Here is a 20,115-nt window from a genome sequence, read left to right on the forward strand (position 1 = left end):
GACTCGAACTCGCGACCCCGACCTTGGCAAGGTCGTGCTCTACCAACTGAGCTATTCCCGCATTGGAGCCGCGCATTCTAATACGTGATGGCGGATCGTCAAGCCCGGATTTGCAACAACCCGGACTGCCTGCTCAGGACCCGGCCTTGTCGACCGGCGACGGCTCCTGCATGTCGCTGCTGAGCAGCGGCCACGCGGCGCGCAGATAGGTCAGGCCGGACCAGATCGTCAGCACGCCGGCAATCACCAGCAGCGCTTCGCCGATGTGATAGAGCCGCAACGCCTCGGCGGCCTTCTCGTGCTGCACGATCAGCACCACCAGCGCGACCATCTGCATCACCGTTTTCAACTTGCCGATGAAGGCGACCTTCACCGTGGCGCGCATGCCGATGCCGGCCATCCATTCGCGCAGCGCCGAAACGCTGATCTCGCGCCCCACGATCACCGCTGCCGTCACCGCCATCACGATGCCGGGCCAGCCGCCGCGATGCGCTTCCACCAGCAGGAACAGGGTCACCGCCACCATCAGCTTGTCGGCCACCGGGTCCAGGAACGCGCCGAAGGCCGAGGTGAGTTTCATGCGCCTGGCCAGATAGCCGTCCAGCCAGTCGGTGATCGCAGCCAGCACGAACACGATCGCCGCGGTGATGTTGTGCCCGGGGAACGGCAGGTAGAACACCGCCACCATCACCGGCAGCAAGGCAACACGGAACAGGGTCAGCCAGGTCGGCAGGTTGATGCGCATGATTCTTTCCAGTGATTTGTGCCAGTTTCGCACGCCGATGCGCTACTGCCGAGTGAAAGGGTTTGCCGATGTTCAGCCATGCAGGCTGGCGTAGATCCGTTCGGCGAGGCCGCGGTCGATGCCCTTCACCTGCATCAGTTCCTCGACGCCGGCGCCCTCGACCCCCTGCATGCCGCCGAACGCCTTCAGCAGCGCCGAGCGGCGGCGGGCGCCCACGCCCGGCACGTCTTCGAGCACGCTGCGCTCGCGGGCCTTCTCGCGGCGCTTGCGGTGGCCGCTGATGGCGAAGCGGTGAGCTTCGTCGCGCACCGCGGCGATCAGATGCAACGCGGGCGACGACGAGCCCGGGTGCAGCTCGCGTCCCGGGCTTCCCGCTTCGATCCGCGCCAGCACCAGGGTTTCCTCGCCGGCGCGCCGACCCGGCCCCTTGGCCACGCCGACCACCTCGATGCCGGTGACGCCGAGCTCCTTCAGCACGTCCAGCGCCTGCGCCACCTGCCCGCCTCCGCCGTCGATCAGCAGCACGTCGGGGCGCGCACCCTCGCCGTCGGCCACCTTGCGGAAGCGCCGGGTCAATGCCTGATGCATCGCCGCGTAGTCGTCGCCGGGCGTGATGCCGGCGATGTTGAAACGGCGGTAATGCGATTTCTCCGGACCTTCGGGGCCGAACACCACGCACGAGGCAACGGTGAGTTCGCCCATCGTGTGGCTGATGTCGAAGCATTCGATGCGGCGTGGCGGCGCCTCCAGCCCGAGCAGCTTCTGCAGGTCGTCAAAGCGCGTGCCCAGGGTCTGCCGGCTGGCCAGTCGCGCGGTCAGCGAGGCCTGCGCGTTGCGCTCGGCCATCTGCAGGAACTGCGCGCGGTCGCCCCGCACGCTGGACTTCAGCTCCACCGCGCGACCGGCATGCTGGCTCAGCAATTCGGCCAGTATCCCGCGATCCGCCAGCGCCTCGCCAAGGATCAGTTCCCGCGGCACCGGCCGGTCGAGGTAATACTGCGCTATGAACTGCGTCAGCACGTCGGCCGGCTCGGCATCCAGCGGCAACCGCGGGAAGAATTCGCGCGTGCCCAGGCTGATGCCGTTGCGGAAGAACAGCACGCTGACGCAGGCCATGCCCGCCTCGATGCGGCAGGCGATCACGTCCATGTCGGCACTGGCGCCCTGCACGTGGTGCTGCGCCTGCAGCTGGCGCAGCGCGGCGACCTGGTCGCGCAGCTTCGCCGCGCGCTCGAACTGCAGTGCCTTGCTGGCCTGCTCCATCGCCTCGGCCAGCTCGTCGATCACCGCGTTGCTGCGTCCCTCCAGGAACATCTCGGCGTGGCGCACGTCGTTGCGGTAATCCTCCACGCTGATCAGGCCCACGCACGGCGCGCTGCAGCGGCCGATCTGGTACTGCAGGCAGGGGCGCGTGCGGTTGCGGAAATAGCTGTCCTCGCACTGGCGCACCTTGAACAGCTTCTGCATCAGGCTGAGGCTCTCGCGCACCGCGTAAGTGCTGGGATACGGCCCGAAGTAGCGTCCCGGCAGGTTTTTCGCACCGCGATGGAAGGCCAGCCGCGGATAGTCCTCGCCGCTGGACAGGTAGATGTATGGATAACTCTTGTCGTCGCGCAGCAGGATGTTGTAACGCGGCTTCAGCGACTTGATCAGCTGCGATTCCAGCAGCAGTGCCTCGCCTTCGGTGCGCGTCACGGTGATCTCGACGCGGGCGATCTGCGCCACCATCGCCGCGATGCGCGGTTCCATCCGTGGCTTCAGGAAGTAACTGCTGACGCGCTTCCTGAGGTTGCCGGCCTTGCCCACGTAAAGCAGCTCGCCCGCTGCATCGAAGTGGCGATAGACGCCGGGGGCGGAAGTGAGCGTACGGACGAAGGCCTTGCCGTCGAAGGGGGGCGGTTGCGCGGGCTGCATGGGACGATTCTAGAGGGCGGCCCGATCGATATGGTGGCTTAGTGCTGCGTGCGCAACCACTGCTCGGCGCGCTCCAGGTCGGCCTGGGTATCGATGCCGGGCGGGAACGGTTCGGGGGTCAGTCGCACCGCGATCGCGTGGCCGTGTTCCAGTACCCGCAATTGTTCCAGCGACTCGGCCTGCTCCAGTGGCGTGCGCGACAGGCGCGTGTAGCGGTCCAGGAAACCGGCGCGATAGGCGTAGATGCCGATGTGCCGCAGGAACGGCAGGCCCGACGGCAAGCTGTGTCGGTCGCCGGCGAACGCATCGCGCGCCCACGGCATCGGCGCACGACTGAAGTACAGCGCGTGTCCGTTCGCCGCACGAACCAGCTTCACCACGTTCGGGTCGAACAGTTCCTCGGCGTCGATGATCGGCGTGGCCAGCGTGGCCATCGGCGCGTCGTCGCCGGCCAGCGCCTGCGCCACCGCGCGAATGCCGGCGGCCGGGGCGAACGGCTCGTCACCCTGCAGGTTCACCACGATGCTGTCCGCGCTCCAGCCGTAATGCAGCGCGCATTCGGCCAGCCGGTCACTGCCCGAGGCGTGGTCCGCGCGGGTCATGCAGATATCGATGCCGGCCTGCCCGGCCAGCGCATCGGCGATCCGCGCATCGTCCACCGCCACCACGATCTGGGCGGCGCCGGCCTGCAAGGCGCGTTGCGCCACCCGCACCACCATCGGAATGCCGTCGATCTCGCGCAGCGGCTTGCCCGGCAGGCGGGTCGAGCCGTAACGGGCGGGGATCGCCACGATGAAGGGAGGTACGACGTTCGACATGGATAAAACCTTCAGCAGCCCGGACCAATGCCACCAAGATACAGCCTGCGCGGCGGCTCAGTCCGCATCGCGCAGGTCGAAACCGCAACCGTTGGACAGCGTCACGAAGCCCGGGAACGAAGTGGCGACATGGCTGCAGTCATTGATCTGCACCGGTGCGTCGGCGACCAGCCCGGCCACCGCGAAACTCATCGCGATGCGGTGGTCGAGATGGCTGTCCACCGCGCCACCGGCCAGCCGGCCGCCGTGGATGATCGCGCCATCGGGCGTTTCCTCGATGCGCGCGCCGAGCGCACGCAGGCCCGCGGCCATGGTCGCGATGCGATCGGATTCCTTCACCCGCAGCTCGGCGGCGCCCCGGATCACCGTACGACCGGAAGCCACCGCCGCCGCGATGAACAAGGCGGGGAACTCGTCGATCATGTCCGGCACGATCGACTCCGGCAGCTCGACACCGTGCAGCGCGGCGTGGCGCACCACCAGGTCGCCGACGGGCTCGCCGCCGGCTTCGCGCTCGTGTTCGACGGTGATGTCCGCCCCCATCAGCCGCAACGCCTGCAGCAGGCCGGTGCGACGCGGGTTGAGCCCCACGCCGGGCAGGCGCAACGCCGAACCGGGCACGATGCTGGCAGCGACCAGGAAGAACGCGGCCGAGGAAAAGTCCGCCGGCACGTCGACATCCCGGGCGCGCAGCAGGTGTCCGCCTTCGAGTCTCGCGTGGCCCGGCGCAAACACGATCGGCCAGCCGAACGCCGCCAGCATGCGTTCGGTGTAGTCGCGGGTCGGGTGCGGTTCGATGATTTCCGTTTCGCCCTTGGCGTACAGGCCCGCGAGCAGCAGGGCCGACTTCACCTGGGCGCTGGCCACCGGCAGCTCGTAGCGGATACCGCGCAGCGGCTGCCCACCATGGACGTCCAATGGTGGCAGGCCATCATGGCTATCGATGCGTGCGCCCATCAGCGCCAGCGGATCGGTCACCCGGCGCATCGGTCGTTTCGACAGGGACGCATCGCCGACCAGCGTGCTGTCGAACGCCTGGCCCGCCAGCAGGCCGGCGAGCAGGCGCATGCCGGTACCGGCGTTGCCGCAATCCAGCGGCAGCGTGGTGCCGCGCAGACCGTGAAGGCCCACGCCGTGCACCACGCGCTCGCCGGCCGACGGCGTCTCGATGCGTACGCCCAGTTGCGCCAGCACGGCGGCGGTGGCCCGGGTGTCCTCGCCTTCGAGGAAGCCATGAATATGCGAGGTGCCCTCGGCGATGGCGGCCAGCATCAGCGCACGATGGGACACCGACTTGTCGCCGGGCACGGTGACGCTGCCCTGCAACGCGCCGCCCGTTCGGCTGCTCCAGTCGAGCCGGCCGCTCAAGGCAGCGCCACCGGATAGGAGCCCAGCACGCGCACGGTGGCCGCCGAGGCGCCGATGTCCTGCACCGCGGCCTGCAGCGAGCCTTCGTCGATATGCCCTGAAACGTCAATGAAGAATGCGTATTGCCACTTGCCGGTATGCGCCGGCCGCGACTCGATCCGGTTCAGGCTGACGCCGTGTTTCGCGAACGGGCTGAGCACGTCGTACAGCGCACCGGGCTTGTCGTTGACCGTGATCAGCAACGAGGTGCGGTCATTGCCCGAGGGCGGGAACAGCGACCGGCCGATCACCAGGAAGCGCGTGGTGTTGTCGGCGCGATCCTCGATGCCCTTCGCCACGGTCTTGAGGCCGTAGACCTTGCCCGCGGTCTCGCCCGCGATCGCCGCTGCATCGTCGGCATGGCGGGCCAGCCGCGCCGCCTCGGCATTGCTGCCCACCGCGATGCACTCCACCTCGGGCAGGTTGATGCGCAGCCAGGTCTTGCACTGCTGCAGCGACTGGGCATGGGCGTAGACGCGCCTGACGTCCTCCGGCTTCCCGGTGAGCGAATGCAGGCACTGGTGCACGCGCAGCTCGACCTCGCCGCAGATCGTGGCTTCGGAGGTGAGGAACATGTCCAGCGTCACCTGGATCATGCCCTGCCCCGAATTCTCCACCGGCACCACGCCGAAATCGGCATGCCCGGCGGCGACCTCCTGAAACACTTCCTCAATGCTGCCCAGCGGCAGGCCGTAGGCCGCGTGACCGAAATGCTTGCGCACCGCCTGTTCGCTGAAGGTGCCTTCCGGCCCCAGGAAGCCGATCTTCAGCGGGTCTTCCTGGGCCAGGCAGGACGACATGATCTCGCGGAACAGGCGCACCATCTCGGTATCGGAGAGCGGGCCGTCGTTGCGGTCCACCACCATGCGCAGGACATGCGCCTCGCGCTCGGGTCGGTAATAGTCGATCGCGGAAAGACCTTCGCCCTTCACCTTGGCCACCGTGCGCGCATGGTTGGCGCGTTCGGAGATCAGCTGCTGGATCTGCCGGTCGATGCTGTCGATGCGCTCGCGCATCTCGCTCAGCGGGGTTTTTGAATCGGTCATGATGCGATCACTGTCTGGATGAATGGACGTCCGGATGATGGACGTCCAAATGGAGAAGTTGCATCCTGCCTGAAAAACGCCGTCTGCGCCTGCTCAACCGTGCCGGCGGACAAAATCGCCCATGAATTCGACCAGCGCCTCGACGGCTGCCAGCGGCACCGCGTTGTACAGCGAGGCGCGCATGCCACCCAGCGCCTTGTGTCCCTTCAGCGCCAGCAGGCCGGCGGCGTCCGACTCCTGCAGGAACGCGGCATCCAGCGCCGTGTCGTGCAGGTCGAAGCGGACGTTCATGCGCGAACGGGCAGCGGGATCGACCGGGTTGCGGTAATAGCCGTCCGAACCGTCGATGGCGCCGTACAGCAAGCCGGCCTTGGCCCGATTCAGGTCAGCCATCGCGGCGACGCCGCCCTGCTCCAGCAGCCACTGGAAGGTCAGTCCGGCCAGGTACCAGCCCCAGGTGTTCGGCGTGTTGAGCATGGAGTCGGCGGCGGCGTGCTCGGCGTAGCGGAAGATCCGCGCCATCGGCCGACCCGCGCGCTGCAGCAGGTCGCGGCGGATGATCATCACCACCAGGCCGGACGGCCCGATGTTCTTCTGCGCACCGGCGTAGATCAGCCCGAAACGGCTGACGTCGAGCGGTTCGGACAGGATGTTCGAGGACAGGTCGGCCACCAGCGGCACCGCCTCGCCGACATCGGGGACGTCATGGAATTCGACGCCGTGGATCGTCTCGTTCGGCGTGTAGTGCACATAGGCGGCGCGCGGATCGAGCTGCCAGCTGTCGCGCGGCGGCAACCTGAGATAGTCGTCCGCGGCGCTGCTGGCCGCCACATTCACCCGCACGTACGCACCGGCTTCGCTGGCGGCCTTGGCGCTCCAGTGTCCGCTGACGATGTAGTCGGCGCCGTCGTCCGGGCCGGCCAGGTTCATCGGGATCTGCGCGAAGTGCTGGGTCGCGCCGCCTTGCAGGAACAGCACGGCGTAATCGGCCGGGATCTGCATCAAGGTGCGCAGGTCGGCTTCCGCCTGCGCCGCCATCGCGATGAAGCGCTTGCCGCGGTGCGACTGCTCCATCACCGAGGCGCCACTGCCGTTCCAGTCCAGCAGTTCGCGCTGTGCGCGTTCGAGTACCGCCGGTGGCAAGGCCGCCGGACCGGCGCTGAAGTTCCAGACTCTGCTCACGTGCGCCTGCATCCCGTTGGAAGTGTGTCCGGCATTATGCCGCAGCGCAGCATGGCGCGGTCAACTGCCACGACGCAGGCAGGCTCAGAACCGGATCAGCAGGACCAGGGCGATGCCGAGAGCCAGCACGGCGGCGGTGACGATCAGCCACCAGACCTCGCTGGTCGGACCCGCCGATTCTTCCGGCAGCGGCTGCGGCCACGACTCGGCCATCACGATCTCCGGCTCCGGTTCCATGCCCGGACCGTCGATCACGAAGCGATGCATGGCCACGCCGATCTGGTCGCCGGGCAGCAAGACCAGTTTCTGCACGGCCGTGCCATTGACCCGCAGCGGATGGCGCTCGCAGGCACGCAGGTTTTCCAGCCACAACTGGCCGCCTTCCCAGAAAATCCGCAGCACCACCACGTCGCCTTGCGGCAACTCCAGCGGGCAATGGCCTGACGAGCCGAGTTCCAGCCCCCCTTCCAGCGACAGCACCCGGCCAGACAACGGGCCCGCGACGGCGCGCAAGGCCACCGTGCAACGCCCCTGCCCGGAAACCTGCGGCGAGGCGCGCCCCGCGGGGTCTTCGTCGGAACGCAGCAGCATGCGGCAGTCGCCGACGCTGATCACGTCGCCCGCACGCAACAGGGCCTGCTCACGCACCGGACGGGCGTTGACATGGATGCGATCCGCCGACGGCAGCACCTGCAACACCCAGCCGCGGCGATCCTGATGAATCCGCAGATGTTCGGGCGCCGCCTGGCCGGAGGCCAGCACGAGGTCGTTGTGGGCAGCGCTGCCGATCCGCAACAGCGCCTGCGTCCAGTGAAAGTCTTCACGGGCCGCATTGGGAAATTCGATACGCATGGATGAACCGGTCAAAGGACCGCGAAACTCTATCATGTGACGCCGTGCCTTAAGATTCGCCTGCAGACGCCACCCCATCCCCGGAATCTCCATGCCCAAGATCGACATCCGCCGTCCCCACCAGCTTTCGATCGCCGAAGCCCGTTCCGTGGTCGAACAGGTCGCCGCGCGCATGCACGAAAAGTTCGGCATGGAAGGCCGCTGGCAGGACGATACCCTGCTGTTCTCGCGCCCCGGCGTCACCGGCTCCATCGCGGTAGCCGGCGATGCGATCCAGGTCAAGGCGGAGCTGGGCCTGATGCTGGCCCCACTCAAGGGCATGGTCGAGCAGGAAATCCGGCGCAAGCTGGACGAGCATTTCAGCTGATCCGCCCCGGCGTTCCGCCTGCTTGATGATTCTTTAACCAGCCGCCCTTTCGTGGCATAATCGTCGGCTTACGCGGCCATGACGGCTGCGCGTGAACCCCGGAACACATGGCCAAAGACGACGTCATCGAAATGGAAGGCACGGTCCAGGAGACCCTGCCCAACACCATGTTTCGCGTACAACTCGAGAATGGGCACGTCATCATCGCCCACATCTCCGGTCGCATGCGCAAGCACTACATCCGCATTCTCACGGGCGACAAGGTCAAGATCGAGATGACCCCGTACGACCTGAGCAAGGGACGCATCACCTACCGCATGAAGTAAGCGGTCGTGCCACTGCCTTGATGCAGTGAACGCGTGATGAGGTGCCAGACATGACAAAGGCGGCGCAATGCGCCGCCTTTGCTTTGCCCGTCATTCGGGCTTTGGGCTACTCGACCACCGCCGGCACCTGCTCGGCCGCCTGGCAATCGACCTTCAGCTCGCCATCGGCGACGCTGAGCCGCACCACGCCGCCGTCGGCCAGCTTGCCGAACAGCAGCTCGTCGGCCAGCGCGCGCTTCACCTTTTCCTGGATCACACGCGCCATCGGGCGTGCACCCATCTGCGGATCGAAACCGTGCTCGGCCAGCCAGCGGCGGGCGTCGGCGTCCACGTCCAGGCTCACCCGCTTCTCGGTCAGCTGGCTTTCCAGTTCGATCAGGAACTTGTCCACCACGCGCAGGATGTGTTCGAAATCCAGCGCGCCGAACTGGATGATCGCGTCCAGCCGATTGCGGAACTCCGGCGTGAAGATGCGGCGGATCACTTCCATCGCGTCCGATTCGTGCTTCTGCTCGACGAAGCCCATGCTGCGCCGTGCCGCGATCGCCGCGCCGGCGTTGGTGGTCATCACCACCACCACGTTCTTGAAGTTCGCCTCGCGGCCGTTGGTGTCGGTCAGCACGCCGCGGTCCATCACCTGCAACAGGATGTTGAACACGTCCGGGTGCGCCTTCTCGATCTCGTCCAGCAGCAACACCGCGTGCGGATGCTTGGTCACCGCTTCGGTCAGCAGGCCACCCTGGTCGAAACCGACGTAGCCCGGAGGCGCGCCCACCAGGCGCGACACCGAATGGCCTTCCATGTATTCGGACATGTCGAAGCGGATCATCTCGATGCCGAGCTGCATCGCCAACTGCTTGGTCACCTCGGTCTTGCCCACGCCGGTGGGACCGGCCAGCAGGAAGCAGCCGATCGGCTTGGACGGATCGGCAAGGCCCGAACGGGCCATCTTGATCGATGCGGACAGCGCCTCGATCGCCTGGTCCTGGCCGAACACGACCATCTTCAGATTGCGCTCGAGGTTGCGCAACACGTCGCGGTCAGAGGCGGACACCTGCTTGGCCGGAATGCGCGCCATCTTGGCCACGATGTACTCGACCTCGCTGACGTCCACCGTGCCGGTGCGCTGTTCCTCGGGCAGCAGCCGCTGGCGTGCGCCGGCCTCGTCGATCACGTCGATCGCCTTGTCCGGCAGCAGCCGGTCGGGGATGTGCTTGACCGAAAGGTCCACCGCCGCCTTCAGCGCCTCGTTGGTATAAGCGACGTGGTGGTGTTCCTCGAAGCGCGAGCGCAGGCCCTTGAGGATCTCGATGCTGTCGGCCACGGTGGGCTCGACCACGTCGATCTTCTGGAAGCGGCGGGCCAGCGCGCGATCCTTCTCGAACACGCCGCGGTATTCCTGGAACGTGGTCGAACCGATGCAGCGCAGTTCGCCCGAAGCCAGCATCGGCTTGATCAGGTTCGACGCGTCCATGGTGCCACCCGACGCCGAACCGGCGCCGATGATGGTGTGGATCTCGTCGATGAACAGGATCGCGCCCGGCTGCTTCTTCAACTGCGCGATCACGCCCTTCAGGCGCTTCTCGAAATCGCCGCGGTACTTGGTGCCGGCCACCAGCGCGCCCAGGTCCAGCGACCAGATGGTGGCGTCTTCCAGCACCTCGGGCACTTCGCCGTCGACGATGCGCTTGGCCAAGCCCTCGGCCAGCGCGGTCTTGCCCACGCCGGCCTCGCCCACGTACAGCGGGTTGTTCTTGCGCCGGCGGCACAGCACCTGGATGGTGCGCTCGATCTCGTCGGTGCGGCCGATCAGCGGGTCGATCTTGCCTTCCAGCGCCAGCTCGTTGAGGTTGCTGGCGAACTCCTGCAGCGGATTGCCCTTCGGCTCGCCTCCCTCCTCGCCCTCGCGCTCGCCGCCGGCCACGCCGGCAGCCGGCTCGTCGCCGATCTTGGCGATGCCGTGCGAGATGTAGTTGACCACGTCGAGCCGGGTGATCTCCTGCTGGTGCATGAAATACACCGCGTGCGAATCCTTTTCGCCGAAGATCGCCACCAGCACGTTCGCACCGGTGACCTCCTTCCGCCCGGAGGATTGCACGTGATAAACCGCCCGTTGCAGCACGCGCTGGAAGCCCAGCGTGGGTTGCGTGTCGCGCTCGTCGCCCGCCGGCAGCACCGGCACCGTTTCACCGATGATGCGCTCCAGGTCGGCCGACAGGCGCGGCAGGTCCACGCCGCAGGCGCGCAGGGCGCCGAGCGCGGACTGGTTTTCGGTGAGGGCGAGCAACAGGTGCTCGACCGTCATGAACTCGTGGCGTTGTTCGCGGGCCTGCTTGTAGCAATGGCCGATGGTGACTTCCAGATCCTTGCTGAACATTCGGATCGTCTCCGCTTTGCAGTGGGAGCGGCCTTCAACGCCGCAATGAGCACGAAATGGGGTCGCTCAGAGCTTTTCCATAGTGCACAACAACGGGTGCTGATGGGAGCGTGAATATTCGTTGACGTGGGTAACCTTGGTTTCCGCCACCTCGCGGGTGAAGACGCCGCAGACGCCACGCCCGCGGGTATGCACGTGCAGCATCACTTGCACCGCCTGTTCCTGGTCGAGGTTGAAAAAGCTGCGCAGCACCTCGACCACGAAATCCATCGGAGTGAAGTCGTCGTTCAGCAGCAGCACCTGGAACAGCGGGGGCCGCGCCACCTCGGGCTTCGCGGTTTCCAGCGCCAGGCCGCGGCCGCTGTCGTGCTCATGTTCGGGTTCGTGGGCCATGTTGGTCAGGGTCGTTTCTCTGGTTCGAAGTATACGCCGCGGCGGATGCGTCCCTGCCGCAACGGTGCGTCAGCAGAGGTGATGGCACAATGGGCACTTTTCCACCCCGGTATTGCCTGTCCATGGCCGATTCCTCCCCCAACTCCGATATCTGGCGTCCGCACGTCACCGTGGCCTGCGTGGTGACCAGGGGCGAACGCTATCTGATGGTGGAGGAAGAAGTGGCCGGGCGACTGGTCTACAACCAGCCGGCCGGCCACCTGGACGACCACGAAAGCCTCGCCCAGGCCGCCCTGCGCGAAACCCTGGAGGAAACCGGCTGGACGGTGGAACTGCAACACCTGATCGGCGTGCACCAGTGGCGCAGCACCGAGCATGGCGACGCGGTGGTCCGCTTCAGCTTCGCCGCTCGCGCGATCAGCCATGATCCCGACCGCCCGCTGGACAGCGACATCCGCCGCGCGCTGTGGCTGACCCGCGAGGAGATCGCCGCGCTGGGCGAGCGCCTGCGCAGCCCGATGATCCTGCAAAGCATCGACCTGTGGCTGGGCGGCCAGCGGCTGCCGCTGGAGATCCTGAGCCACCTGCCCGAAGGCGAGCCGTCGTGAAGGTGATGCTGGGCATTTCCGGCGGCGTCGACTCGTCGGTGGCCGCCTTGCTGCTGCAGCAGGCCGGCTACGAAGTCGAGGGCCTGTTCATGCAGAACTGGGAAGAGGACGAGCGCTCCGGCCCGTGCACCACCGACGCCGACCGCAAGGACGCCGTGGCCGTGTGCGGGCGCCTGGGCATTCCGTTCCACGCGCGCAACTTCGCCGGCGAATACTGGGATGGCGTGTTCGAGCATTTCCTGGCCGAGTATCGCGCCGGGCGCACGCCGAACCCCGACGTGCTGTGCAATCGCGAGATCAAGTTCAAGACCTTTCTCGACGAAGCGCACGCGCTGGGCGCCGAGAAGATCGCCACCGGCCATTACGCCCGGGTCGACTGCGTGGACGGCCGTTACCGCCTGTTGCGTGCGGTGGACACGGCCAAGGACCAGAGCTATTTCCTGCATGCGCTGGGCCAGCAGCAACTGGCTGCCACGCTGTTCCCGCTGGGCGGGCTGCAAAAGCCCCGCGTGCGCGAACTGGCCCGCGAGGCCCACCTGCCCACCCACGCCAAGAAGGACTCCACCGGCATCTGTTTCATCGGCGAGCGCGATTTCCGCGGTTTCCTGTCGCAATACATACCGGCCCGCCCCGGCGAGATGCGCAGCCCCGACGGTGAGCTGATCGGCAAGCACGACGGGGTGATGTATTACACCCTGGGCCAGCGCAACGGGCTGGGTATCGGCGGCCGCCATGGCGCCGCCAGCGAGCCCTGGTACGTGGTCGGCAAGGACGTGGCGGCGAACGTGCTGTATGTCGCCCAGGGCGGCGAGAACCGCTGGCTGCATTCGCGGCGATTGCGCTCGGAGGCACCCACCTGGGTCGATGGCCGCGCGCCCGCGGACGAGTTCCGCTGCACTGCCCGCACCCGTTATCGGCAGGCCGACCAGGCCTGCACGGTCAGCGTGACCGCCACCGGCCTGGACATCCACTTCGACGACGCCCAGCGCGCCGTCACACCCGGACAGTCGGTCGTCCTCTACGATGGCGAGGTCTGCCTCGGCGGCGCGGTGATCGCCGCCACCGACGCGGCCTACGGCGGCCTGCTGCCGGCGTTCGCCTCCCCTTCCCCTGCAAGAGTGGCTCCAATCCGTGCTTGAAACTTTTTCCATGACCGAAGAGCGTGTGCTTGCCCTGGCCGGCCTGTTCCAGGCCTGCGCGCTGGCCCAGCAACTGGCCAATGACGGGCGTTGCGACGAAGGCGCGATGGAAGCCAGCGTGGCCAGCGTGTTCCGCATCGACGCGCCTTCCGTGGTCGCCGTGTACGGCGACGCCGCGAACGTGCGGCTCGGCCTGCGCACGCTGATCGCGCAACTCGACGAAACCGGCCGCGACATGGCGGTGACGCGCATGACCGTCACCGTGATGCGGCTGGAGCGCAGCCTGGCCGCACGTCCGGACCTGCTGGAGAAACTGCAGCAGGGCATCATCGCCGCGCAGCGGCAGGTCGAGCACTTCGGCCAGGATTCCAGCCAGGTCAACAGCCGGCTGGCCGAGCTGTACGCCTCCACCCTGTCGATCCTCAACCCGCGGGTGATGGTCAGCGGCAACCCGCAACAGCTGCAGTTGCCCAGCGTGGTGGAAAAGGTCCGCACCAACCTGCTCGCCGCGATGCGTTCGGCGGTGCTGTGGCGGCAACTGGGCGGACGCCAGTGGCAGCTGCTGCTGTACCGGCGCCAGTGCAGCATGCTGGCACGCGGCCTGCTGACCGGGGCCACGCTGGATCGGCGCTGATCGCAGGTTTTCGCTCGGCGGAAAAGCAAACGGCGGGCAAAGCCCGCCGTTTTCCTTCCCTGGGTGAAACTCCCTTGCGATAACCCTATGCGCTGTCCCGTGCGCTTCGCCGTCCGCAGGGCCGCAGTATGCCGCGGCCGTGTGACAGTTTTAGAACCGCACCTCGCCGAACACGCCGATCTCGTTGGTCTTCACGTTCTGCACGTGCAGCGGTGCCGGCGTACCCACCGACTTGTCCGCCTTCTCGTGCTTCCACACGCCAGCGAGCTTGAAGCCCTTGGTCACCTGAAACTCGACGCCGGCGTTGTAGTAGACATCCTTGTTGGCGCTGTCCAGGGTCTTGCTGAGCTTGGCATTGTCGTAACGGGCGAACAGGTTGACGCCATCGGCGATCGCCACGCTGCCCCACACCGAGTAGCCGTCGGCCTTGTCCGTCGCCGTGGTCAGCACGTTGTTCCAGTTCCTGGCGGTGAAATACTCGGCGCCGAGACGGAACGCGTCGCTGGCGTAGGCCACCATCAGGTCGCCGCGCTGGGCGGTGTTCTGCGCGTCGGTCAACTGGGTTTCCTGACCACGGTGGCCACTGTAGCCACCGACGGCCACGACCATGTTCTCGAACGGCACGAAGCCCACGCGACCCTCGACGTCCACGCCCTTGCTGCGGCCCGGGTTCTTGTAGCCGTTGCCGTTGACCACGGACACCGCGTAGTTGAGCGACTTCCCGGCACCGATCTCGCCGCCCAGGTGCAGGCCCCAGTCCGCCGAGTTGCCGTACTTCAGGCGGTCGGTTGTGGTGGGTTCCACGTAGCGGAAGCCATAGTAATTCTCGACGAACGGAATCCACGGCATGTCGGTCGAACCGATGCGGAACACGGCGGCCTGGTCGAACTTGCCCTGCACGTACGCCTTCTTGACGAACAGGTTGGTTTCGCCATCGTTGCTGACGTAGTTGAAGTCGGTGGTCAGGCTCATCGACCAGATGTCGTTGAACTTGTGGTCGACGCCGAGGTAGAAGCGCTTCACGTCGATGCCGAGGCCGGACGCATTGGTCTTGCCGGTGTCGCTGTTCTTCTGATCAATGCTGGTGACATCGAAGTACATTCTTCCGGACAGCGTGGTGTTGTTGACCGCCTTTTCCAGTGCCGCGAACTTCTTGTCGCTGGCGGCCGTCACGTTGGTCGCCTTCTCGACCGCCTGGCCGGTGCTGACATTGATCTCGGATTGCGCGTCGGTGCGCTGTTCCAGTTCGTCCACCTTGGCCTGCAACGCGCTCAACTGGGCCTTGAGGAGTTCGACTTCGCTGCTGCTGGCGGCCGTGGTCGTCCGCTGCGGCGCCGCGGCGGCCGTGAAGCTGCTGACGCCCAGGCCAGCGGCGATCGCTACCGCAATCAATTTGGAACGCATGTCATTACTCCGAAAGTTGATGGGAAAATCTCGATCGCCCCCTCGATCCGATGGCCGGCTAGCGATTCGTTAACAAGTTTGCCCAGCGATTTTTACCGTTGAATGCCGCTTTCATGACACCACCATGACAACCGCGCCTTGCTTCGCCGCCTCATGCCGCGCAGCACGACTGATATGCTTCGCCGATGGAAATCCCCAACAACAGCGCCGCGCCACGCATGGCCGAACGGTTCCGCGGCTTTCTGCCGGTAGTGGTCGACGTGGAAACCGGCGGCTTCGACGCCGAACATGATGCACTGCTCGAAATCGCCGCCGTGCCCCTGTGCATGGACGCAGACGGCTTCCTGCAACGGCAGCCTACGGTATCCACGCACGTCGAGCCCTTCCCCGGCGCCAACCTCGACCCGCGTTCGCTGGAGATCACCGGCATCGATCCGACCAATCCGCTGCGCGGTGCACTGGCCGAGCGGCAGGCACTGGACCACATCTTCCATGTGGTGCGCGAAGCGGTGCGCGAGGCCGGCTGCCAGCGGGCGATCCTGGTCGGCCACAACGCCGCGTTCGACCTGGGCTTCCTCAACCAGGCGGTGAAACGCTGCGGACACAAGCGCAATCCGTTCCATCCGTTCAGCTGCTTCGACACGGTCAGCCTGGGCGGGCTTGCCTATGGCCAGACTGTGCTGAGCAAGGCCGTGCTCGCCGCCGGTCATGCGTTCGACAGCCGCGAAGCCCATTCCGCCGTCTACGACACCGAACGCACCGCCGACCTGTTCTGCAGCGTGGTCAACCGCTGGCGCCAGCTGGAGCTGTTCGAACAGGCGCATGTCGGGCTGGGCGTGGGCTGAGGCGAGAGCGGGGAACGGCAGAGCATCGCCGCTGTCGCTTTCGGTCTCTGATCACCGTTCCCCACCCATGTCATCTTCCTGAAACATTCATTTCATCCAATGGCAACACGAAGAGCCTGAAATGGCGGGGTCGCATCCGACCTCACTCGATAGGAGCTACCGTCTTGACCATCCGCAACTTACCTGTCCGATTCGCCGCCGTCGCCACCCTGGCCGTGGCCTCGACTTTCGGCGCGGCCGCCGCGCAGGCCACCGACATCACCGGCGCCGGCTCCAGCTTCGTCTACCCGGTCATGTCCAAGTGGTCGGCTGCGTATGCCGAGAAGACCGGCAACCGCCTGAACTACCAGTCGGTCGGCTCCGGCGCCGGCATCGCGCAGATCAAGGAAGGCACCATCGACTTCGGCGCTTCCGACGCCCCGATGAAGGCGGAAGACCTGCAGAAGTACGGCCTGGGCCAGTTCCCGATCGTGGTCGGCGGCATCGTGCCGGTGGTCAACATCGCCGGCGTGCAGGCGGACCAGGTCAAGCTGGATGGCGCTACCCTGGCCGACATCTTCCTGGGCAAGATCACCAACTGGAACGACCCGAAGATCGCCGCGCTGAACGCCGGCCTGGCCCTGCCCGCCGGCAAGATCACCGTGGTGCATCGTTCGGACGGTTCGGGCACCTCGTTCAACTTCACCAACTACCTGTCCAAGGTCAGCAATGAATGGGCGACCAAGGTGAAGTTCGGCACGGCGGTTGAATGGCCGACCGGCGTGGGCGGCAAGGGCAATGAAGGCGTGTCGCAGTACGTGCGCCAGATCAAGGGCTCGATCGGCTACGTCGAATACGCCTACGCGGTGAAGAACAAGCTCGCCTGGGTCGACCTGCAGAATGCCAGCGGCAACTTCATGAAGCCGAGCGCCGAAGCCTTCGCTGCTGCCGCCGCCACGGCCGACTGGGCCAGCGCCAAGGACTTCAACCTGATCATGACCAATGCACCGGGCGAACAGGCGTGGCCGATCACTGCCACCACCTGGATGATCATGTACAAGTCGCCGAAGAACGCCGGCAACAGCAAGGTCGCCTTCGACTTCTTCAAGTACGCTCTGGAGCATGGCCAGCCGGCGGCCAGCGAACTCGACTACGTGCCGCTGCCGACCGCGCTGGTCAGCAAGATCGAGGCGTATTGGGCTTCCGAATTCCAGCATTGATGGTTTGATCGAAGCCGTTCTCCTCCGGATCGAGTCCGGGGGAGAACGGTGTGGTGAGGTTCACGAGTTCATTCACAGAGTCCCGCATGACCACTGCCTCCACCACCGACATCCTGGAACAGCGCAGCCGCCGCGACGCCCGTCACGAGCGGCTGTTTCGCTGGCTGCTGAAGGGCTGCGCGCTGATCGTGCTGGCGGCCCTGCTCGGTGCCGCGGGCGCCACGCTGTGGGGTGGCCGCGAGGCGTTCGCCACGTTTGGCTGGCACTTCCTGATCAGCTCGGAATGGGACCCGGGCAACGACGTCTACGGTGCGCTGGTGCCGGTCTACGGCACCCTCGCCACCTCGTTCATCGCGTTGGCTGTAGCCGTGCCGATCAGCTTCGGCATCGCCGTCTATCTGTCCGAAGTCGCGCCGACCTGGCTGCGCACGCCGATCGCCTCGGCGATCGAACTTCTGGCCGGCATCCCCTCGATCATCTACGGCATGTGGGGGCTTTTCATATTCGCCCCGTTCTTCGCCGAACACATCAAGCCGTGGTTGACCAACAACCTCGGCAACAAGCCCGACGACGGCCAGCTGTCGTGGGTGGCCGAACACGTGCCCTTCGTGGGCAAGCTGTTCGGCAGCGACTACCCGTTCGGCGCCAGCATCCTGGTGGCCGGCATCGTGCTGGCGATCATGATCATCCCGTTCATCTCCTCGGTGATGCGCGAGGTGTTCCAGACCGTGCCGACCCGGCTGAAGGAGTCGGCCTATGCGCTGGGCTCCAGCACCTGGGAGGTGTCGTGGGACATCGTGCTGCCATACACCCGCTCGGCGGTGATCGGCGGCATCTTCCTCGGCCTCGGCCGCGCGCTGGGCGAAACCATGGCTGTGACCTTCGTGCTCGGCAACGCGATGCACCTGTCGGCGTCGCTGCTCGATCCGGGCACCTCGATCGCCTCGACCATCGCCAACCAGTTCAGTGAAGCGGCGGGCCTGCAGAAGTCCTCGCTGATGGCACTGGCCTTCCTGCTGTTCGTGGTCACCTTCATCGTGCTGCTGATCGCGCGATTGATGTTGCGACGGCTGGCCAGCAAGGAGGGGCGCTGATGAACACCTTGTACCTGCGCCGCCGCATCGCCAACGCGCTGGCGATGGCGTTGAGCCTGCTGGCCACCCTGGTCGGCCTGGCCTTCCTGGCATGGATCCTGTGGGAAACCCTGCGCCAGGGCATCAGCGCGCTGGATCTGAAACTGTTCACGAAGATCACCGCCTATGGCGAGGACGGCGGCCTGTTGAACTCGATGGTCGGCAGCCTGGTGATCAACTTCATCGGCATCGGCATCGCCACGCCGATCGGCGTGCTGGCCGGCACCTGGCTGGCCGAGTACGCGAACCGCACGAAGCTGGGCGAGTCGATCCGCTTCCTCAACGACATCCTGCTGTCGGCGCCGTCGATCGTGATGGGCCTGTTCGTCTACACCATCATCGTGCTGCCCAGCACCGCCCTCACCCATGGCTCGACCACGTTCTCCGGTTTTGCCGGCGGCGTGGCGCTGGCGCTGATCGCGCTGCCGGTGATCGTACGCACCACCGACGAGATGCTGCGGCTGGTGCCCTCCACCCTGCGCGAGGCGGCGCTGTCGCTGGGCGTGCCGCAGTGGAAGCTGACCCTGCAGATCCTGATCCGCGCCGCCCGTTCGGGCATCATCACCGGCGTGCTGCTGGCGCTGGCACGGATCAGCGGCGAGACCGCGCCGCTGCTGTTCACCGCGTTCGGCAACAACTACATGGCGGTCAATCCGCTGGAGAAGATGTCCAGCCTGCCGCAGATCATCTACCAGTACGCCAACGACCCGGGCGACGCGATGCATGCCCTGGCCTGGGCCGGCGCGTTCGTGATCACCATGTTCGTGCTGCTGCTGAGCCTGGCCTCGCGCCTGATCCTTTCCCGCACCAAGGTGTCCCATGACTGATTCCGCCCTCGCCACGAACCCGGCGCCGGTGGCGCCCGCAGCGGCGGCGGCGCCCAAGATCACCGTGCGCGACCTGCACTTCTACTACAACGGTTTCCATGCGCTGAAAGGCATCAACATGGATATCCCGGAAAAGCAGGTCACCGCGATCATCGGCCCGTCCGGCTGCGGCAAGTCCACCCTGCTGCGCATCTTCAACCGCATCTACGCGATCTATCCGAAGCTGGAGGCGAAGGGCGAGATCCGGCTGGACGGCGACAACATCCTCGACCCGCGCTATTCGATGAACCGCCTGCGCAGCAAGGTCGGCATGGTGTTCCAGAAGCCGGTGCCGTTCCCGATGACGATCTTCGAGAACGTGGCCTACGGCATCCGCCACCACGAGAAACTGTCGCGCAAGGACATGGAAGGCCGGGTCGAACAGGCCCTGCGCAATGCCGCGCTGTGGGACGAGGTGAAGGACAAGCTCAAGCAGAACGCGCTCGGCCTCTCCGGTGGCCAGCAGCAGCGCCTGTGCATCGCCCGCGCGATCGCGCTGAAGCCCGAGGTGCTGTTGCTGGACGAACCCACCTCGGCGCTGGACCCGATCGCCACCGGCCGCATCGAACAACTGGTGGAAGAACTGAAAAGCCAGTTCACCATCGTCATCGTCACCCACAACATGCAGCAGGCCGCGCGCGTTTCCGACCAGACCGCCTTCATGTACCTGGGCGAGCTGATCGAGTTCGACCGCACCGAAAAGATCTTCACCAAGCCGGGCAAGAAGCAGACCGAGGATTACATCACCGGGCGGTTTGGCTGAGAGCCGGGATCCATCGCGGCGTCATTCCCGCGCACGCGGGAATCCATCTTGACCCGGCTCTTTCGCACGAAAGCGACATGGATTCCCGCCTGCGCGG

General features: G+C 66.1%; 20 protein-coding genes. 10 read left to right on the forward strand and 10 right to left on the reverse strand.

Translation table 11 applies throughout. The features are described 5' to 3' along the window. Window positions 1–133 precede the first annotated feature (133 nt). The 7 genes from pgsA to ASD82_RS09255 form a co-directional block, all read right to left on the reverse strand. Window positions 134–745 (reverse strand): CDP-diacylglycerol--glycerol-3-phosphate 3-phosphatidyltransferase, encoded by a 612-nt coding sequence (gene pgsA / locus ASD82_RS09225; protein WP_007808940.1) that lies wholly within the window; start codon window positions 743–745, stop codon window positions 134–136. A 72-nt stretch (window positions 746–817) separates the two neighbouring features. Further along, a complete protein-coding gene (uvrC, locus tag ASD82_RS09230; protein ID WP_056717543.1) occupies window positions 818–2,659 on the reverse strand; it encodes an excinuclease ABC subunit UvrC in 1,842 nt (613 codons plus the stop codon). Between the two features lie 38 nt (window positions 2,660–2,697). Beyond that, window positions 2,698–3,477: a 3-deoxy-manno-octulosonate cytidylyltransferase gene (kdsB, locus tag ASD82_RS09235; RefSeq protein WP_056717544.1), complete on the reverse strand. Its 780-nt coding sequence runs from the start codon at window positions 3,475–3,477 to the stop codon at window positions 2,698–2,700. 57 nt (window positions 3,478–3,534) lie between these two features. Next, window positions 3,535–4,845, reverse strand: a complete 1,311-nt coding sequence (aroA, locus tag ASD82_RS09240; RefSeq protein ID WP_056717545.1) for a 3-phosphoshikimate 1-carboxyvinyltransferase — start codon at window positions 4,843–4,845, stop codon at window positions 3,535–3,537. Then, complete coding sequence (gene pheA / locus ASD82_RS09245; protein ID WP_056717546.1) at window positions 4,842–5,930, reverse strand: prephenate dehydratase; 1,089 nt, start codon at window positions 5,928–5,930, stop codon at window positions 4,842–4,844. Before pheA ends, aroA begins: the two co-directional genes overlap by 4 nt. Before the next feature lie 93 nt (window positions 5,931–6,023). Further along, window positions 6,024–7,112 (reverse strand): 3-phosphoserine/phosphohydroxythreonine transaminase, encoded by a 1,089-nt coding sequence (gene serC / locus ASD82_RS09250; RefSeq protein ID WP_056717609.1) that lies wholly within the window; start codon window positions 7,110–7,112, stop codon window positions 6,024–6,026. Window positions 7,113–7,196: 84 nt separating this feature from the next. Continuing rightward, on the reverse strand, window positions 7,197–7,964 hold the full coding sequence (locus ASD82_RS09255) for an FHA domain-containing protein (RefSeq protein ID WP_056717547.1): 768 nt from the start codon (window positions 7,962–7,964) through the stop codon (window positions 7,197–7,199). A gap of 91 nt (window positions 7,965–8,055) precedes the next feature. Here ASD82_RS09255 and ASD82_RS09260 point away from each other — a divergent pair, with 91 nt between their 5' ends. Both ASD82_RS09260 and infA read left to right on the forward strand, forming a co-directional pair. Then, entirely contained in the window at window positions 8,056–8,331 is a 276-nt protein-coding gene (locus ASD82_RS09260; RefSeq protein WP_056717548.1) for a polyhydroxyalkanoic acid system family protein, read from the forward strand. Window positions 8,332–8,438: 107 nt separating this feature from the next. Next, window positions 8,439–8,657, forward strand: a complete 219-nt coding sequence (gene infA, locus ASD82_RS09265; protein ID WP_007508585.1) for a translation initiation factor IF-1 — start codon at window positions 8,439–8,441, stop codon at window positions 8,655–8,657. A 106-nt stretch (window positions 8,658–8,763) separates the two neighbouring features. Here the strand turns inward: infA and clpA are convergent, their stop codons facing one another. Together clpA and clpS are read right to left on the reverse strand one after the other, a co-directional pair. Continuing rightward, a complete protein-coding gene (clpA, locus tag ASD82_RS09270; RefSeq protein ID WP_056717549.1) occupies window positions 8,764–11,034 on the reverse strand; it encodes an ATP-dependent Clp protease ATP-binding subunit ClpA in 2,271 nt (756 codons plus the stop codon). A 66-nt stretch (window positions 11,035–11,100) separates the two neighbouring features. Next, window positions 11,101–11,427: an ATP-dependent Clp protease adapter ClpS gene (clpS, locus tag ASD82_RS09275; protein WP_007808959.1), complete on the reverse strand. Its 327-nt coding sequence runs from the start codon at window positions 11,425–11,427 to the stop codon at window positions 11,101–11,103. Window positions 11,428–11,549: 122 nt separating this feature from the next. Between clpS and ASD82_RS09280 the strand changes: the two genes are divergently transcribed. The 3 genes from ASD82_RS09280 to hflD are packed head-to-tail and all read left to right on the forward strand — an operon-like array spanning window position 11,550 to window position 13,808. After that, window positions 11,550–12,035 carry an NUDIX hydrolase gene (locus tag ASD82_RS09280; protein WP_056717550.1) on the forward strand — a complete coding sequence of 162 codons (486 nt, stop codon included), beginning with the start codon at window positions 11,550–11,552 and terminating at the stop codon, window positions 12,033–12,035. Then, window positions 12,032–13,174, forward strand: a complete 1,143-nt coding sequence (mnmA, locus tag ASD82_RS09285) for a tRNA 2-thiouridine(34) synthase MnmA (protein ID WP_056717551.1) — start codon at window positions 12,032–12,034, stop codon at window positions 13,172–13,174. The genes ASD82_RS09280 and mnmA overlap by 4 nt, the downstream gene beginning before the upstream one ends. 10 nt (window positions 13,175–13,184) lie before the next feature. Beyond that, window positions 13,185–13,808 (forward strand): high frequency lysogenization protein HflD, encoded by a 624-nt coding sequence (gene hflD / locus ASD82_RS09290; RefSeq protein ID WP_056717552.1) that lies wholly within the window; start codon window positions 13,185–13,187, stop codon window positions 13,806–13,808. A 150-nt stretch (window positions 13,809–13,958) separates the two neighbouring features. Here the strand turns inward: hflD and ASD82_RS09295 are convergent, their stop codons facing one another. Further along, window positions 13,959–15,212 (reverse strand): porin, encoded by a 1,254-nt coding sequence (locus ASD82_RS09295; protein WP_056717553.1) that lies wholly within the window; start codon window positions 15,210–15,212, stop codon window positions 13,959–13,961. A gap of 185 nt (window positions 15,213–15,397) precedes the next feature. Between ASD82_RS09295 and rnt the strand changes: the two genes are divergently transcribed. From rnt to pstB, 5 genes are all read left to right on the forward strand, one after another. Further along, complete coding sequence (gene rnt / locus ASD82_RS09300) at window positions 15,398–16,057, forward strand: ribonuclease T (RefSeq protein ID WP_056717554.1); 660 nt, start codon at window positions 15,398–15,400, stop codon at window positions 16,055–16,057. A gap of 164 nt (window positions 16,058–16,221) precedes the next feature. Then, window positions 16,222–17,256 carry a phosphate ABC transporter substrate-binding protein PstS gene (pstS, locus tag ASD82_RS09305; protein WP_056717555.1) on the forward strand — a complete coding sequence of 345 codons (1,035 nt, stop codon included), beginning with the start codon at window positions 16,222–16,224 and terminating at the stop codon, window positions 17,254–17,256. Window positions 17,257–17,342: 86 nt separating this feature from the next. Next, complete coding sequence (gene pstC, locus ASD82_RS09310) at window positions 17,343–18,350, forward strand: phosphate ABC transporter permease subunit PstC (protein WP_056717556.1); 1,008 nt, start codon at window positions 17,343–17,345, stop codon at window positions 18,348–18,350. Then, entirely contained in the window at window positions 18,350–19,216 is an 867-nt protein-coding gene (gene pstA, locus ASD82_RS09315) for a phosphate ABC transporter permease PstA (RefSeq protein ID WP_056717557.1), read from the forward strand. Before pstC ends, pstA begins: the two co-directional genes overlap by 1 nt. Continuing rightward, on the forward strand, window positions 19,209–20,018 hold the full coding sequence (gene pstB, locus ASD82_RS09320; RefSeq protein ID WP_056717558.1) for a phosphate ABC transporter ATP-binding protein PstB: 810 nt from the start codon (window positions 19,209–19,211) through the stop codon (window positions 20,016–20,018). The genes pstA and pstB overlap by 8 nt, the downstream gene beginning before the upstream one ends. The last annotated feature ends 97 nt before the right edge of the window (window positions 20,019–20,115 follow it).

It is taken from the genome of Rhodanobacter sp. Root179, from assembly GCF_001428465.1.
GTDB lineage: Bacteria > Pseudomonadota > Gammaproteobacteria > Xanthomonadales > Rhodanobacteraceae > Rhodanobacter.

What these genes read in the sequence shown, in the direction of transcription:
- hflD (WP_056717552.1), top strand. Translation starts at nt 13,185, where the DNA reads ATGACCGAAGAGCGTGTGCTTGCCCTGGCCGGCCTGTTCCAGGCCTGC.
- ASD82_RS09280 (WP_056717550.1), top strand. Translation starts at nt 11,550, where the DNA reads ATGGCCGATTCCTCCCCCAACTCCGATATCTGGCGTCCGCACGTCACC.
- rnt (WP_056717554.1), top strand. Translation starts at nt 15,398, where the DNA reads ATGGAAATCCCCAACAACAGCGCCGCGCCACGCATGGCCGAACGGTTC.
- kdsB (WP_056717544.1), bottom strand. Translation starts at nt 3,477, where the DNA reads ATGTCGAACGTCGTACCTCCCTTCATCGTGGCGATCCCCGCCCGTTAC.
- ASD82_RS09295 (WP_056717553.1), bottom strand. Translation starts at nt 15,212, where the DNA reads ATGCGTTCCAAATTGATTGCGGTAGCGATCGCCGCTGGCCTGGGCGTC.
- pheA (WP_056717546.1), bottom strand. Translation starts at nt 5,930, where the DNA reads ATGACCGATTCAAAAACCCCGCTGAGCGAGATGCGCGAGCGCATCGAC.
- clpS (WP_007808959.1), bottom strand. Translation starts at nt 11,427, where the DNA reads ATGGCCCACGAACCCGAACATGAGCACGACAGCGGCCGCGGCCTGGCG.
- clpA (WP_056717549.1), bottom strand. Translation starts at nt 11,034, where the DNA reads ATGTTCAGCAAGGATCTGGAAGTCACCATCGGCCATTGCTACAAGCAG.
- ASD82_RS09260 (WP_056717548.1), top strand. Translation starts at nt 8,056, where the DNA reads ATGCCCAAGATCGACATCCGCCGTCCCCACCAGCTTTCGATCGCCGAA.
- uvrC (WP_056717543.1), bottom strand. Translation starts at nt 2,659, where the DNA reads ATGCAGCCCGCGCAACCGCCCCCCTTCGACGGCAAGGCCTTCGTCCGT.
- pstA (WP_056717557.1), top strand. Translation starts at nt 18,350, where the DNA reads ATGAACACCTTGTACCTGCGCCGCCGCATCGCCAACGCGCTGGCGATG.
- pgsA (WP_007808940.1), bottom strand. Translation starts at nt 745, where the DNA reads ATGCGCATCAACCTGCCGACCTGGCTGACCCTGTTCCGTGTTGCCTTG.
- pstB (WP_056717558.1), top strand. Translation starts at nt 19,209, where the DNA reads ATGACTGATTCCGCCCTCGCCACGAACCCGGCGCCGGTGGCGCCCGCA.
- ASD82_RS09255 (WP_056717547.1), bottom strand. Translation starts at nt 7,964, where the DNA reads ATGCGTATCGAATTTCCCAATGCGGCCCGTGAAGACTTTCACTGGACG.
- infA (WP_007508585.1), top strand. Translation starts at nt 8,439, where the DNA reads ATGGCCAAAGACGACGTCATCGAAATGGAAGGCACGGTCCAGGAGACC.
- pstC (WP_056717556.1), top strand. Translation starts at nt 17,343, where the DNA reads ATGACCACTGCCTCCACCACCGACATCCTGGAACAGCGCAGCCGCCGC.